Below are 12676 nucleotides of genomic sequence, written 5' to 3'. Positions count from 1 at the left end.
CCCATGAGCGCCCCCGCCGCCGTCCCGTCCGTGCTCTTCGTCTGCGTGCACAACGCCGGCCGCTCGCAGATGGCCGCCGCCTTTCTCACCCACCTCGGCGGCGACCGCGTGGAGGTCCGCTCCGCCGGCTCCGCCCCCGCCGACGGCGTGAACCCGGCCGTGGTCGAGGCGATGGCCGAGCTCGGCATCGACATCTCGGCCGAGGTGCCGAAGGTGCTGACCGCGGAGGCGGTCCAGGCCTCCGACGTGGTGATCACCATGGGCTGCGGCGACGCCTGCCCCTACTTCCCCGGCAAGCGGTACCTGGACTGGCGGCTGGCGGACCCGGCGGGCCAGGGGGTGGCGGCGGTGCGCCCGATCCGGGACGAGATCGAGGGCCGGGTGCGGCAGTTGCTGGGCGAGCTCGGGGTCGGGTAGCGGCAGGGGCCCGGTGCCTACCCGAGGAGCGCCCGGACCAGCGTGCCGATGACCGGGATGCCGCCCAGCAGCATCACCAGGCCGCCCCAGAGCTTCGGGAAGGAGCGCTGGAACGACTCCGAGGTGCTGGACCAGGCTCCCGGGGTCCAGATCCCCAGGAAGACCAGCAGGCCGGCGACGAAGACGGCGCCGAACACGGCGAGGCCCGTCAGGGTGGTGATGGTGTGCACTGCTGCTCGTTCCTCTTGCTCTCCTGCTGGAACGAGGAGGGTACCCCGCCGTCCCCGGCGGCCCGGGCCGGGGACGGCGCGGGGCTCAGCTGTCGAGCCGCAGGACGTAGTACTCCAGGGACTCGTCCGCGTGGGTGCGGGTGAAGCCGTTCTTCAGCAGGACGCGCTGGGAGCCGATGTTGTCCAGGTCGGTGTCCGCGTTGACGGCGGTGACGCCGCCGTGGGTGCGGCAGACGGCGACCAGGGCGGCGACCGCCTCGGTGCCGTAGCCCTGGCCCCACTCCGGTTCGACCATGCCGTAGCCGATGGTGACCTCGCCGGACTCGTTCGGCGGGCCGAAGAAGCCGGCGGTGCCGATGACCCGGCCGTGGGCGCGGGGGACGAGGGTGTAGACGCCGAAGACGCCGGGGGAGGGGTCGGCCTTGGCGACGATGGAGGCCGGGGCGGAGTCGTCCTCGCGCGGGAAGCCCTCGGCCCAGCGGTCCTCCGGGGCCGGGGAGGAGGCGGCGATGCGGGCGGCCTGGGCGGGGTCGAGCAGGTGGAGGTCGACGGCGGAGTCGGTCATCGTGGCGCGGAGTCCGTTCGGGAGGTCGTGACGGGTGATTTGGTGATGATCATGACGCACACGGACTGACTAGTCGATAGGTCCCGCGCAGGAACCGCGCCGTGCGACACGACGGCCCGCAGGGGGCCGGAACGGCGATGGCGCGCCGATGGGGCGAGGATCGAGGGGCACGACCGGATCGCGGCGGACCGATGAGTTCGGCCGTCCCGATCCGTCCACCCATGTGACAGGACGACCGACTCACCGAAAGCAGCACGCCATGGGCCTCATCCACCTCGCACTGTTCACCACCCTCGACCTCGTCGGGCAGGCGCCCGGCGGGCCCGACGAGGACCCGGCCGACTTCCCGTTCGGCGGCTGGCAGGTCCCGCTGCTGGACGAGGTCGCCGGGGCCCAGGTCGACGCCGCCTACCAGGGCACCGACGCCCTGCTGCTCGGCCGGCGGACCTACGACATCTTCGCCGACTACTGGCCGAAGGCCGGGGACAGCCCGTTCGCGGAGCTCTTCAACCGCGTCCCGAAGTACGTCGCCTCGCACGGCGAGCCCGACCTCGCCCGCTGGGAGGGCTCCACCCTGCTCGGCCCCGATCTGCCCGCCGCCGTGCGGGAGCTCCGGGAGCGGCACCAGCACGTGAAGGTCGTCGGAAGCCTGAACCTGGTGCAGACGCTGCTGCGGGAGAAGCTGTTCGACCGCATCGACCTCTGGGTGCACCCGATCGTCCTCGGCACCGGCAAGAAGGTGTTCGACGGCGGCGAGGTGCCCACCAACCTCACCCTCCTCGCCCCGCCCGCAGCCAGCCCCAAGGGCACCGTCCTGCTGCAGTACGGGCTGGCCGAGGGCACGCCCGCCACCGGGGACATGGACGAGCTGCGGCGCGGCGCCGAGGGCTGACCGCCGACCCGGGCCCGACCCGGCGGCCTCCGCCGGGTCGGGCGGCGCCCGGTGCCGCTGCCGGCTAGCGGAACGCGGCGGCGTTGCGGCCCGCCCAGGCGGCGAACGGCCGCGGCGCGCGGCCGAGGACCCGCTCGACGTCCGGGCTGATCCGCAGTTCGGCCGGGTTCGGCGCGCCGAGGATGTCCAGGGTGTCGTCGGCGAGTTCGGCCGGCATCGCCCGGCTCATCGCGGCCCTCGCCTCGGCCCGGGTGAGCTCGTGGAACCGCACCGGTGCGCCCAGCGCCCCGGCGAGCGCGGCCGTCTGCTGCCGCGGCGAGATCACCTCGGGCCCGGTCAACTGGTAGACGCCGCCCGCGTGCCGGTCGTCCAGCAGGCAGGCCGCCGCGACCGCCGCGATGTCCGCCGGGTCGACGACCGGCACGCCGACGTCCCCGAACGGCGCGGCGACGAGCCCTTGCGTACGGACGGACTCCGCCCACCAGAGCGCATTGGAGGCGAAGCCGCCCGGCTGCAGGACGGCCCACTCCGCGCCCGACTCCCGCACCGCGCCCTCCAGTTCGCGCATCGCGATCCGGGTCGGCCCGAACGGCCTGGTCACCACGCCCTGGCTGGAGAGCAGCACGACCCGCCGCACCCCGGCGGCCACGGCCTCGCCGACGAGCTCGGCCGGGCCGGCCCCGGCGGCGTGCAGGTCGCCGGCGAGCAGCAGGAAGAGCGCCGCCGCCCCGGCCAGCGCGGGCCTGAGCTCGGCGGGCTCGTACAGGTCGGCCACCAGGTGGCGGACGCCCTCCGGCACCGCCGCCGGGCGCCGCGACACCGCCGTCACCTGCTGCCCCGCCTCGGCCAGCGCCCGCGTCAGCGGCCGTCCGATGTTCCCGGTCGCCCCGGTCACCACGATCATGTGTCGACTCCTCGTCAGATCTCCTCGGTGCGGGCGACGTTAGGCGGGCGGGCTCACTCCTGGTAAGGACATACCTGGGGGTAAGCTCCTGATATGGCGGGAGGAGTGCAGGACAGCGCGGCCGGGGCGGGCAGCCGGTGTGACGTGCTTCACACCGACTGCCCGGCGCGCGACATGGTCGACCACGTGACCAGCAGGTGGGGGGTGTGGGTGCTGATCTCGCTGCGGAGCAACGACCTGCGCTTCTTCGAGCTGCGCGAGGGCATCCGGGGCATCAGCGAGAAGATGCTCGCCCAGGCCCTGCGGCTGCTGGTCCGGGACGAGTTGGTCTGGCGGCGGGTCGAGCCGACGACGCCGCCCCAGGTCACCTACGGGCTCACCGGGTTCGGCCGCGAGGTGAGCGAGCCGCTGACGGAGCTGTTCGACCTGATCACCCGCAGGCTGCCGCCGGCTCCATGAAAACGACGAGCCCGTGGGTCAGGGGAGGAGGGTGTCGGCGCGGAGGGCGGTGAGGAAGGCGGCGAAGGAGGGGGTGGGGACCGCGAGGGAGGGGCCCTGGGGGTCCTTGCTGTCGCGAATGGGGGTGTGGGTGGGGAGGTTGAGGGCTACTTCGACGCAATTGCCCTGCGAGGAGTTGCTGTGGCTGGACTTACTCCACTCGGCAACGACTGCAGTGGCCGTGGCGGGGATCACGAGGTAGGTCCTCCAAGATCGTGCGGATCAGGTCGAGCGACATGGTGGGCGGCAGTGCCTTGCTCCGGAGGTCATCGTAGACCTCGGTGCGCCCCCTGACCTCGGCTCGGTCGTCGAAGTAGCGGCCTGTCGAGGCCTCTTCCGTGTAGGCGACTTGCTTGTTCCTGGGGGTGGTGAGGATGCTGAGTGATGAGTTGAGGGCATTGTGCACACCCGCATCCAGGGGGAGGACCTGAACGGTGATGTTCGGTCGCTCGGCGGCTCGTAGGATGCGAGTGAGTTGAGCGCGCATCGTGGTGGGCCCGCCGACTTCACGAATCAACGTCACCTGATCGATGATCCCGTGCCACTTGAGGCCGTTCGGGTGGAACAGGCGCTGCTGTCGCTCCATTCGAGCCACGACATCTGCCTCGGTGTTCGGTCGAACTCCCGGGAGATTGACGCTGAGTACCGCACGGGCGTAGTCCCTGGTCTGCAGCAGGCCAGGAATGTAGAGGCCGGCGTACTCGAGAATCTGCGTGGCCGTGGCCTCGGCGCGCATGTAGTCCTTGGCGTAGTTGGCGAACTGCTCCCTCTTCATGTGGTGCCAGATGTCCTCCAGCAACTCATCCAGATCCAGCGCCTGGTCCAGCGCCTGCGACAGCGGCAGCGTGGGCTGACCACCCGTCATCCGCTCGAGCTGGTTGATCCTCGACCCGACCGTGTGCACCTCCGCCCCGATCTCGATCTGGGACTTCCCCAGCTTCTTCCGGGCGCGCCGCACGCGGTCCGCGTAGAACGCTGCAAGAGACGACTTGGGGTCAATTTCCTCGCCCATACGTTCAATTACCTCTTCTACATCGCGAGAGCGTAAGCACTCCCCCTCTACCAATCGTAGTTGCGCGCAGCAACCCTGGAGGCACAGTCGGTGAAACCCGCAAAGAAAGTGACCCCCCGTGAACGTCCACCTCCACCGCCACCTCACCCCCCACCGCATCTCCGCCGAGCAGGCGCTCAGCCGCTTCCGCATCGCCCTCTCCATGGATGGCCTGATCCTCCCCTCCCTCGGTCTCGACGCCCCGTCCCTGGTCACCGGCCAGGTCCTCATCGAGCTCGGCCGCGCCCGCCCCGAGACCGTCCGCCGGATCTCCGACCTGCTGATCGCCGGGATCGCCGTTGCGGACCGTTGAGGACTGGCTCCTCACCATGCGCAGCAGGTTCGCCCGCCGCACCGCCGGCTCCGTCGCCTGCCCGCTGCGTTGGCCCAACTGTCCGCTCTGCCAGGGGAAACCGTGACCAGGTACGAATACGACTACGAAGAGCGCACCAGCGAGATGACGCTGCGGACCTACCGCATCGACGCCGAAGGCACCCGCACCGAACTCAGCACCCGCACCGTCCGCAACGGCGAGCCCTACACCCGCCCCATCACCGGCGAGTGGCCCGCGTGCCGCTGCCCCCGGTGCTGGAAGCCCGCCTGACCGCAGGCGCGCACCGGGCGGTGTCACGGGCTCGCCCGTGACACCGCCCGGCCGGGGGCCGGCAGTGCCGGGTGTGTCGGGAACGCGGTTCCCGGGCTGCTGTTCGAGCAGGAACGGCAGGGGTGGGAGTGAACTAGCTCACACGGGGGAAGGGTTTGGTGCGGGTGCGTTCCATGTCATCGCCGCAGTCGGGACTCCTCGCATCTCCGGCCGTTTCTCTCCGGCGGAAGCTCCCGTGTCCGAACCATTGACCGGCTCCTGACAATCCACCTAAGGTCCAGGGCAGTCGTGGCTCGGGAATCCCTTTCAGGGAACCGGAGTTGGATTCCGTCCCCCAGAGAAAGAGGCGGTATGTTCAAGAACAAGCAGGGCGTCAAGCGCGCCATGGTGCGGATCGTCGCAGGTGTGGTGGCGCCCGCGGCCCTCTTCGTCGTGGCGCAGACGGGCACGGCCAACGCCGCCTGGAAGAACGGCGAGATGCTCAACCTCGCCAAGCAGCAGTGCCTCGACGGCGGTGGCGGCTACGTGAGCTCGTGGTCCTGCAACGGTTCCCCGGTCCAGATCTGGCACGACATCTCCACTCCGGGGGCCTCCTGGTACCAGTTCCAGGACGGAAACGGCGACTGCGTCGACCCCGGCGTCGGCAGCAACAACGGGATCGGCCCCTGCAACGGCGGCTCCTGGCAGTGGTGGACCAAGGAGGCCCCCATGTCCGTCAACGGCCAGACGTACTACCGCTTCCGCAACGTGCACGACACCAGCAAGTGCCTCGACGGCGGCCAGAGCGGGAACGCCATCTCCTTCCCGTGCAATGGCGGGAACTACCAGTACTGGCTCTGGAACTAGTAGTTCGAGAAGAACTCGAAACCGGGCGGTGCCACGGAAATCCGTGGCACCGCCCGGTCTGCTTCCGTCCTACGCCTTCAGCAGTTCCAGATAGGCGTGCAGCGGCGCATCGTCCTCCAGTGGGGCGATCGCACCCACGTACCCGTCCGGCCGCACCATGATCCGCCCGCCGTTGGGCATCCCGTACCGCGCGGCCGCCACACCCGCCGCGTCCTCGATCACGGCGTCATAGCCCTCCGCCGTTCCGCCGACCAGTATCTGACGAGCCGTCACCCCGACGGCCGGCGCGGCCTCGCCCACCGTCACCAGCACGTGCTCGCACGCCCTCGCCAGCTCCGCGCGCAACTCCTCGCCGGCCGCCGGGAGGTGGTCCCCGGCGCGCACCTCGCCGCCGCGCGGGCCCGGCACCACCACCGGGCTCTTCCGGTATCCGACCGCCGTCTCCTCCGTCCGGTCGGCCATCGCCTGCCGGACCGGCGCGAGCGCCGTGAGCAGGTGCATCCCCTTGTTGCGGACCTTCTGCAGCAGCGGGTTGGTGATGGTCCCGGCCCGGGTCAGGGCGGTGGCGAACCTGACCACCTCGGCGCCCACCGGGTGCCGCTCCGCGTGGTAGCTCGCCAGCAGGCCCGGCCCCGCCTCGCCGCGGCTGACCAGCGCCAGCTTCCAGGCCAGGTTGTGCGCGTCCTGGACGCCGGTGTTCATGCCCTGCGCGCCGGCCGGGCTGTGCACGTGCGCGGCGTCGCCCGCCAGCAGGACCCGGCCGACCTGGTACTGCGGCACCTGGGCGTGGCGCACCTCGAAGACGGTCAGCCAGCGGGCGTCGCGGATCCGGATCGGCTGTCCGGCGCGCTCGTCCACCACCTGCTGCAGCCACTCCAGGGTGGCCGTGCGCTCCTCGTCGGCGGCGATGTTCGCGATCAGCCGCAGCCGGTCGCCCTCCATCGGGAAGACCAGCAGCGGGCCGTCCTGCGGCGAGAAGAAGGTGTACATGCTGTGCGGGTCGAGCCCGTGGCCGGCGTTGACGTCGCCCATCAGGAACCTCTCGCCCTTGAAGGTCCCCGCCAGCGCGCTGCCGACCAGGTGCCGGGCCCGGCTGTGGGCTCCGTCGGCGCCCACCAGCCAGCCCGTCACGGCCGTCTCCCGGCTCCCGTCGGCGTGCTCCAGGGTCGCCTCGACCCCGTGCTCGTCCTGGGTCAGCCCCGTCAGCGTCACCTCGCGCTCGACGGTGACGCCGTGGCCGGCCAGCGCCTCGGTGAGGATGCGCTCGGTCTCGGTCTGCGCGAGCGTCACCGAGTACGGGAACGGGCTGTCCACCAGGTCGAGGGCGATCCGGGCGACCACCTCGCCGTCCGCGTGCATCTCCATCGCGGTGGTCCGGACGCCGGCCCGGATCACCTCGTCCACCAACCCGAGCCGCTCGAACATCTCCAGGCTGCGGGCGTGCACCACGATGGCGCGCGACTCCGTGGTCGGCTCGGCCAGCCGGTCCACGATCCGCACCGGCACCCCGCGCCGGGCCAGCTCCAGGGCGGTGGTCAGGCCCACCGGGCCGGCACCTACGACAATGATCGGATCGCTCACCAGTAGTCCTCAGCAGTTCGTGTTCGTGCCATCGGAAGACGTCGGCCGGGTCCTCGACCGCCTGCTGCGCCCCCGCCCGATCGGCGAGCAGTGTACCGATCACCCGTGCGAGCGGGATCCCGTGCCGCCGCGTGCCTTTCGGTCCCGGCTGCGGGATGATGCCCCGTCAGAGATCACTCCGGCCGCCGGAGTGGCAGCGGGGGAGGACAGCGAACCATGGCCGCACCAACGGAGCCGGACCCGGGCCCGAGCAGCGGCTCCGGGGCTCCGCTTCCCGGGACCAGGGTCGACCCCGACGCCGCAACCCGCGGCACCGCCGGCCCCGCCGAGCGGCCGTCCGTCACCGGCTTCCCCGACGCCCTGCGCGACCGCTACGACCCGCAGCAGATCGCCGGCTCCGGCACCGAGGGCGTGGTCTGGCACGTGCGGCGCACCGACACCGGCGCCGACGCGGCCGTCAAGCTCGCCGCCGGGCCGGCCATGGACACCGAACTGCTGGCCTACCTGCGCAACGACGCCTTCCGCCGCCACGTGCCGCAGCTGCTGGACTTCGGCACGGTCGACCACCAGGGCGCCCAACTCGCCTGGGTGGCCATGGAGTACCTGCCGCTCACCCTCGCCGACCGGTTCGCCGCCCTGCGCCAGTCCGGGGGCGGCACGCAGGTGGAGCCGATCGTCGGCGAGCTGGTCGCGCTGCTCGACTTCTGGCAGCAGACCATCCGGCGCAACCCGGTCGACTTCAAGCCCGCCAACATCCTGATCCGCCAACTCGGCGGCCGTGGAGAACAGTTCGTGATCGCCGACCTGGGCGGCGTGGCCCGGCTCAGCGCCAGCCGCCGGTTCGACCCCGGGATGCAGGTCACTGTGCCGTACATGGCCCCCGAGCAGCTGGCCGGCACCAACCACCCGGCCGGGCCCTGGTGGTCGCTGGGCGACGTGCTCTACGAGCTGTTCGCCGGGCGCCCGCGCTACCTGGACGCGCAGGGCTGGCTGCTGAGCGACCAGGACCTCCAACTCGACCTGGTGATGGGCGCCGAGGTGAACCTTACGGCCGTCCCCGACCCCCGCCAACGGCTGCTGCTCCAGGGCCTGTTCACCCGCAACCCGGGCCACCGCTGGACCGCCGCCGAGGTCCGCGGCTGGCTGGCGGGCGGCAGCCCCGAGGTGGTGCGCTCGGGCGCCCGGACGGCCAGCGCCCCGGCGCACCGGCCGATCACCTTCCGCAGTACGCCGTACCACGACCCGTCCGAGCTCGCCGCCGACATGCTGCGGAACTCGGGGGACGCGGCGCGCTGGCTGGTGGACGGCGCCGCGCCGAGGCTGCTGGCCTGGCTGCGGGACGACGTCGGGGACACCGTCTTCGACCTGAACCACCTCGCCGAGGTCAAGCGGGGCAATGGCGCCCAGCGCCAGACGGCGGCCGCCCTGGCCGTGTTGGCGTTCGGCGCCGCCTTCCGCCCGTCCGCCGTGCCGCACTACCGCGACCATGCCATCGACACCGCCGGCCTCGAGTACTTCGTCCACCAGCCGGGCGCGACGGACTTCATCGAGGCGATGATCGCGGTCGACGCCCCCGCGGTCGCCGCCCGCTACAACTGCCGCCACCCCGAGTGCGAGGGCGAGCGCTGCACCCGGCTGCTCGCGCTCGCCGAACTCCCCGCCGTGATGGCGGAGGTGGACCGGCGCGCCCGCGAGCTCGGCGGCGGCCGACGCGGCGGCGACGGCCTCGGCACGGCCGAACGCGAGGAGGCGTTCCGGCGGGCGCTGCTGCTGACCGTCCGCGCGGAGGAACACGAGGAGTCGGTGGCCCGGCTGTCGCCGCTGCCCGCGGCGGTGCACCGGCTCTTCGTCTCCCCGGCGGTCTCCGCGAAGGTGGCGGGGCTCGCGGCCTGGACGGCGGATGCCGCGCTGGCGGTGCGCGGCGGCACCCCTGGCCTGCCGCGCCGCTGGTCGACGCTGCGCCGACGGGCGTTGGCGGCCGACCCGGCCGAGCCGGCGGGACGGGCGGCGCTGGTCGCGGCGGAGGTGCTGCGGCACCGGGCGGAGCCGGCCGGCGGGGCGACGACGCGTCCCGCCACGGATTGGCGGGCCCGGGCCGGCGGCTGGCTGGCCGGCGCCTGGCGCGAACTCCCGCGCCGGGCGGGCGCGGCGATGCTGCTGACCCTCGGGTTCACGCTGCTGCTCTGGGCCGGCGCGGTCTTCCGCTACCCGATCGACGCGAAGGCCGACATCTGGCCGCTGGGCGGCTTCGCCGGCCCGTGCCGGAGGGCGGGCGAGCTGGCGGCGCACCAGGTCGCCGGCCAACTCGGCGCCGCCATCGGGGCGGCACTGGTCCTGACCCTCTTCCCGGGCCGCGGCCGGGTCGGCCACGGCACCGTCACCCTGGCCGGCGCGGGCGCCCTCGCCATCGGCTGCCTGCGCCTCGGACCGCCGACGGAACTCCTCAACCCGCCGCAGGCGGTGGCGGACCGGGTGGTGATGTTCGAGGGCGGCATGGGCAGTTGGGCGGGCGTCGCGGGGCTGGTCGCGATCGTGGCCGCCCTGGTCCTCAACGGCCGGGCCACGGCGAAGCTGCTCAAGACCGCGCGCACGCCGGCCGCGAAGACGACCATGCGCAAGCAGTGGCAGGACGGCCGCCCAGGCCTGCGCGACCGGCTGGCTTTCGCGGCCTGGAGCACGCTCGTCCTGGTCACCCTGCTCTGGTCGGCGGTGGTGGTCCGTCTCGTCGCCACCGGCCTGCACCACCACCACGCCCACGGCACCTGGCACCCGGGCCAGACGGCGGCCTCGTACCAGGCGGGCTTCGTGATCCTGCTCGCCACCGTCTCCCTCCTGAGCACCCTGGCCACCCCGCCGTCGGCCCGCGCCCTGCTGGTCCTCTGGACCCTGGCCACCCTCTTCCTCGGCGCCTGGCCCGGCCGCATCACCCCGGTCGAGGCGCTGCGGATCCCCGTCCTGCAGTGGCTGTTCGACTGGCTCGCCTCCTGGTGGGGGACGGACGGCTTCTGGGCGGCACTGCTGCTGGCCCTGCCGCTGGCGGGATACGGTGTGCTGGCGATGGTGCGGCGGACGAGTGCGGCGGCGGGGGCGAGCTGATGGCGATGGACCGGTTGAGCATCGAGGTGGTACCCCGCGCCGACCGGTTCGCCCCCCAACTCCGGTTCTTCGTCAACGGCGAGGACGTGGTGGAGAGCGCCGTCGGCCCGAACGGCCGCGGCCCGTACGCCGCCGAGGCGCTGCCCGCCGACGCCCCCAGCCCGCTGCGCGCAACCGGCGAGCCGATGCGCGTGGAGCTGGGGGAGCCGGAGTGCACGGGCGGCTGCTGCGGTTTCCTCTCCGTGGTCGTGCAGCGCTTCGGGGGCATCGTGCAGTGGTCGGACTGGGAGATCCCGTACCTGGACACGGTGGAGCGGCCGTTGGAGTTCCACTTCGAGGCCGACGAGTACGACGCCGAACTGGCCCGCGCCGCCTGCGTCCAGGCGGCGGACGTGCGGAGTCTTTCCGAAGGGTGAGGTCGCCGGTGGACGTCGTGGCGATCACGGAAGCGCCGGGGGAGCAGGGGATCACCGTGATCTCCAAGGCCGATGCCGAGCGGATGGCGGAGCGCCGCAAGCCCTGGACCTTCGTGGCCACCAGGGCCTCGTTGCGCGACGAGTACGGAGACGGGAGCGACCGGATGACCGAGGAGATCGCCACGAGGCGCGAGGCGCTGCCGTGGATCGCGGCCCTGCCCGCCGAGGACGTCGAGATGCTGCGGACGGGACGGAACTGGCCGCCGCGACCGCCCTGGGTGACCCCGCCGCGGTCGCGCTTCTGCTCACCCAGTGGCGCCACACCGCAGAGGTCCACGCGGACCCGGTGCTGCTCGCGCTCCTGACCCGCGAGCCCGAGGGGACTTCGGGCCGGTGAGCGCGCCGGAGTGACTGATCGTCGGCGCGGCCCGCCGACCTCATGAACCTCGGTACGGCGTTGCGGTCCATCACTTGGCGGGTTACCTGGACCTGGACCAGCGCGCTGCGGTCAGGCCGCGAAAGCGGTGGCCAGTGGCCAACTGCCTCCGCAACGACCGGTAAGTGGTCTCCAGGCTCCGCAGCCGGGCGATCAGCTCGGCTGCTGCCTCGGGATAGCCCGTGGCGTGGGCCCAGGCCTCCAGGTCGGCGACCGTCGGAGTCTGTCGGCCGCTCTCAAGCTTGCTGATCTTCGACTGCGTCCAGCCGAGCCGCTCGGCCGGTGTCCGGCCGGACAGTCGGCCGCCGGTGCGCGCCTCGGTGCGCAGTCCACGCAGGCGCGCACCGAGGGCGACCCGGCTCCGCTGGTAGTCCGTGCTCACGTCCCAGACTGTACGGTCGCCTGGAACTCGGCCGTTGGGACGGCAAAGTGCCAGGCGGCGTCCCGTGCCTGACACGCACGGAGAACGACGGCGGGATCGGTGGTGAGCTCGACCCCGAGGGTGACGTCATCCGCGTCGAAGTGGAATGTGGCCAGCATCCGGGAGTCGAAGAGCCAGAAGTCGAACAACGGGAGCCCGAGCGATTCCGCCCGCTCACGACGGAGATTGCGGATGTCCTCGCCCGCGCGCACATTGCCGAGCCCGGAGGCCAGGAGGAACCGCTGACCATCCGTCATTGGATCGTCCACCAGACGCACGCGCTCGAACCGCTTGCCGGCCGCGACGGCTTGCCGGACCAGGCGACTCCACTCGGAATCCGGTTCGTAAGCAGGCATCGTGCCCGCCATGAACGCCTGGTAGCGGGCGCCGACACGGTCGGTGGTGTACCCGCGGCGGGTCTCCAATCGAAAGGCCGTGTGCTGGAAGTCGGCGAACAGGCTCGCAGCGTCGCGGAACGGGACGATCTCAGGCACGGTCACCCCCTCGGGGCGAAGCGCAGCAGTAGCTCGCGCGGGACGACGACGTCCGCCTGCGTGGGGTCGGCGTTCGGTAGGCGACTGAGCTGCGCGGTATCGACCACCTGGTCGCCCTGGACGACGATCTCTCGCAGCGGTGTCCTGGTCTCGTACAGCGTGGGGCAGTCGCCGGCCTCGCTGGTACTTCCGAGGAACGTGAGCTTCATCCTGCTCTCCTCTCAG

17 protein-coding genes and 1 pseudogene are annotated in these 12676 nt (G+C 72.2%); 9 read left to right on the top strand and 9 right to left on the bottom strand.

The features are described 5' to 3' along the window. The first annotated feature begins 3 nt into the window (after positions 1–3). Positions 4–417: an arsenate reductase ArsC gene (locus tag ACFYNO_RS24395; RefSeq protein ID WP_388016193.1), complete on the top strand. Its 414-nt coding sequence runs from the start codon at positions 4–6 to the stop codon at positions 415–417. A gap of 17 nt (positions 418–434) precedes the next feature. Here the strand turns inward: ACFYNO_RS24395 and ACFYNO_RS24390 are convergent, their stop codons facing one another. Together ACFYNO_RS24390 and ACFYNO_RS24385 are read right to left on the bottom strand one after the other, a co-directional pair. Continuing rightward, on the bottom strand, positions 435–647 hold the full coding sequence (locus tag ACFYNO_RS24390) for a hypothetical protein (RefSeq protein ID WP_388016190.1): 213 nt from the start codon (positions 645–647) through the stop codon (positions 435–437). Between the two features lie 85 nt (positions 648–732). Then, positions 733–1212, bottom strand: coding sequence for a GNAT family N-acetyltransferase (locus tag ACFYNO_RS24385; protein ID WP_388016187.1), 480 nt, complete (start codon positions 1210–1212; stop codon positions 733–735). A gap of 259 nt (positions 1213–1471) precedes the next feature. Between ACFYNO_RS24385 and ACFYNO_RS24380 the strand changes: the two genes are divergently transcribed. Further along, positions 1472–2104, top strand: a complete 633-nt coding sequence (locus tag ACFYNO_RS24380; protein WP_388016184.1) for a dihydrofolate reductase family protein — start codon at positions 1472–1474, stop codon at positions 2102–2104. Between the two features lie 64 nt (positions 2105–2168). On the opposite strand, the gene ACFYNO_RS24375 is transcribed toward ACFYNO_RS24380, so the two are convergent. After that, a complete protein-coding gene (locus ACFYNO_RS24375) occupies positions 2169–3008 on the bottom strand; it encodes an SDR family oxidoreductase (protein ID WP_388016181.1) in 840 nt (279 codons plus the stop codon). A 93-nt stretch (positions 3009–3101) separates the two neighbouring features. Between ACFYNO_RS24375 and ACFYNO_RS24370 the strand changes: the two genes are divergently transcribed. Continuing rightward, positions 3102–3467, top strand: coding sequence for a winged helix-turn-helix transcriptional regulator (locus tag ACFYNO_RS24370; protein ID WP_388016178.1), 366 nt, complete (start codon positions 3102–3104; stop codon positions 3465–3467). Positions 3468–3485: 18 nt separating this feature from the next. On the opposite strand, the gene ACFYNO_RS24365 is transcribed toward ACFYNO_RS24370, so the two are convergent. Continuing rightward, the gene (locus ACFYNO_RS24365; protein WP_388016175.1) at positions 3486–3701 is read right to left on the bottom strand and encodes a DUF397 domain-containing protein; all 216 of its coding nucleotides are present in this window, start codon (positions 3699–3701) and stop codon (positions 3486–3488) included. After that, on the bottom strand, positions 3658–4518 hold the full coding sequence (locus tag ACFYNO_RS24360) for a Scr1 family TA system antitoxin-like transcriptional regulator (RefSeq protein ID WP_388016172.1): 861 nt from the start codon (positions 4516–4518) through the stop codon (positions 3658–3660). Before ACFYNO_RS24360 ends, ACFYNO_RS24365 begins: the two co-directional genes overlap by 44 nt. A 118-nt stretch (positions 4519–4636) precedes the next feature. On the opposite strand from ACFYNO_RS24360, the gene ACFYNO_RS24355 reads away from it, so the two are divergent. From ACFYNO_RS24355 to ACFYNO_RS24345, 3 genes are all read left to right on the top strand, one after another. Beyond that, positions 4637–4870 carry a hypothetical protein gene (locus ACFYNO_RS24355; RefSeq protein ID WP_388016169.1) on the top strand — a complete coding sequence of 78 codons (234 nt, stop codon included), beginning with the start codon at positions 4637–4639 and terminating at the stop codon, positions 4868–4870. Positions 4871–4972: 102 nt separating this feature from the next. After that, positions 4973–5161 (top strand): hypothetical protein, encoded by a 189-nt coding sequence (locus ACFYNO_RS24350; RefSeq protein ID WP_388016166.1) that lies wholly within the window; start codon positions 4973–4975, stop codon positions 5159–5161. Positions 5162–5512: 351 nt separating this feature from the next. Next, positions 5513–6007: a hypothetical protein gene (locus ACFYNO_RS24345; RefSeq protein WP_388016163.1), complete on the top strand. Its 495-nt coding sequence runs from the start codon at positions 5513–5515 to the stop codon at positions 6005–6007. Positions 6008–6076: 69 nt separating this feature from the next. Here the strand turns inward: ACFYNO_RS24345 and ACFYNO_RS24340 are convergent, their stop codons facing one another. Then, entirely contained in the window at positions 6077–7588 is a 1512-nt protein-coding gene (locus tag ACFYNO_RS24340; protein ID WP_388016160.1) for an FAD-dependent monooxygenase, read from the bottom strand. A gap of 216 nt (positions 7589–7804) precedes the next feature. Between ACFYNO_RS24340 and ACFYNO_RS24335 the strand changes: the two genes are divergently transcribed. Genes ACFYNO_RS24335 through ACFYNO_RS24325 form a run of 3 tightly spaced genes read left to right on the top strand, consistent with a single transcriptional unit; the run spans position 7805 to position 11465 of the window. Further along, positions 7805–10684 (top strand): hypothetical protein, encoded by a 2880-nt coding sequence (locus tag ACFYNO_RS24335; protein WP_388016157.1) that lies wholly within the window; start codon positions 7805–7807, stop codon positions 10682–10684. A gap of 5 nt (positions 10685–10689) precedes the next feature. After that, a complete protein-coding gene (locus ACFYNO_RS24330; RefSeq protein WP_388016154.1) occupies positions 10690–11100 on the top strand; it encodes a hypothetical protein in 411 nt (136 codons plus the stop codon). A gap of 17 nt (positions 11101–11117) precedes the next feature. Then, positions 11118–11465, top strand: coding sequence for a hypothetical protein (locus ACFYNO_RS24325; protein ID WP_388016151.1), 348 nt, complete (start codon positions 11118–11120; stop codon positions 11463–11465). A 156-nt stretch (positions 11466–11621) separates the two neighbouring features. Here the strand turns inward: ACFYNO_RS24325 and ACFYNO_RS24320 are convergent. From ACFYNO_RS24320 to ACFYNO_RS24310, 3 genes and pseudogenes are all read right to left on the bottom strand, one after another. Beyond that, positions 11622–11918 (bottom strand): annotated as a pseudogene (locus tag ACFYNO_RS24320) (helix-turn-helix domain-containing protein); the annotation flags it as partial. Continuing rightward, entirely contained in the window at positions 11915–12451 is a 537-nt protein-coding gene (locus ACFYNO_RS24315; protein WP_388016148.1) for a DUF6879 family protein, read from the bottom strand. The pseudogene ACFYNO_RS24320 and the gene ACFYNO_RS24315, both read right to left, overlap by 4 nt. 2 nt (positions 12452–12453) lie before the next feature. After that, positions 12454–12660, bottom strand: a complete 207-nt coding sequence (locus ACFYNO_RS24310) for a hypothetical protein (protein WP_388016145.1) — start codon at positions 12658–12660, stop codon at positions 12454–12456. Between the last annotated feature and the right edge of the window lie 16 nt (positions 12661–12676).

This window comes from Kitasatospora sp. NPDC006697 (genome assembly GCF_042869935.1).
Lineage (GTDB): Bacteria > Actinomycetota > Actinomycetes > Streptomycetales > Streptomycetaceae > Kitasatospora.
The sequence above is the reverse complement of the archived record's forward strand: the minus strand, read 5'-3'. Positions and strand labels throughout refer to the sequence as shown.

What these genes read in the sequence shown, in the direction of transcription:
- ACFYNO_RS24395 (WP_388016193.1), top strand. Translation starts at nt 4, where the DNA reads ATGAGCGCCCCCGCCGCCGTCCCGTCCGTGCTCTTCGTCTGCGTGCAC.
- ACFYNO_RS24385 (WP_388016187.1), bottom strand. Translation starts at nt 1,212, where the DNA reads ATGACCGACTCCGCCGTCGACCTCCACCTGCTCGACCCCGCCCAGGCC.
- ACFYNO_RS24380 (WP_388016184.1), top strand. Translation starts at nt 1,472, where the DNA reads ATGGGCCTCATCCACCTCGCACTGTTCACCACCCTCGACCTCGTCGGG.
- ACFYNO_RS24375 (WP_388016181.1), bottom strand. Translation starts at nt 3,008, where the DNA reads ATGATCGTGGTGACCGGGGCGACCGGGAACATCGGACGGCCGCTGACG.
- ACFYNO_RS24370 (WP_388016178.1), top strand. Translation starts at nt 3,102, where the DNA reads ATGGCGGGAGGAGTGCAGGACAGCGCGGCCGGGGCGGGCAGCCGGTGT.
- ACFYNO_RS24360 (WP_388016172.1), bottom strand. Translation starts at nt 4,518, where the DNA reads ATGGGCGAGGAAATTGACCCCAAGTCGTCTCTTGCAGCGTTCTACGCG.
- ACFYNO_RS24345 (WP_388016163.1), top strand. Translation starts at nt 5,513, where the DNA reads ATGTTCAAGAACAAGCAGGGCGTCAAGCGCGCCATGGTGCGGATCGTC.
- ACFYNO_RS24335 (WP_388016157.1), top strand. Translation starts at nt 7,805, where the DNA reads ATGGCCGCACCAACGGAGCCGGACCCGGGCCCGAGCAGCGGCTCCGGG.
- ACFYNO_RS24330 (WP_388016154.1), top strand. Translation starts at nt 10,690, where the DNA reads ATGGACCGGTTGAGCATCGAGGTGGTACCCCGCGCCGACCGGTTCGCC.
- ACFYNO_RS24310 (WP_388016145.1), bottom strand. Translation starts at nt 12,660, where the DNA reads ATGAAGCTCACGTTCCTCGGAAGTACCAGCGAGGCCGGCGACTGCCCC.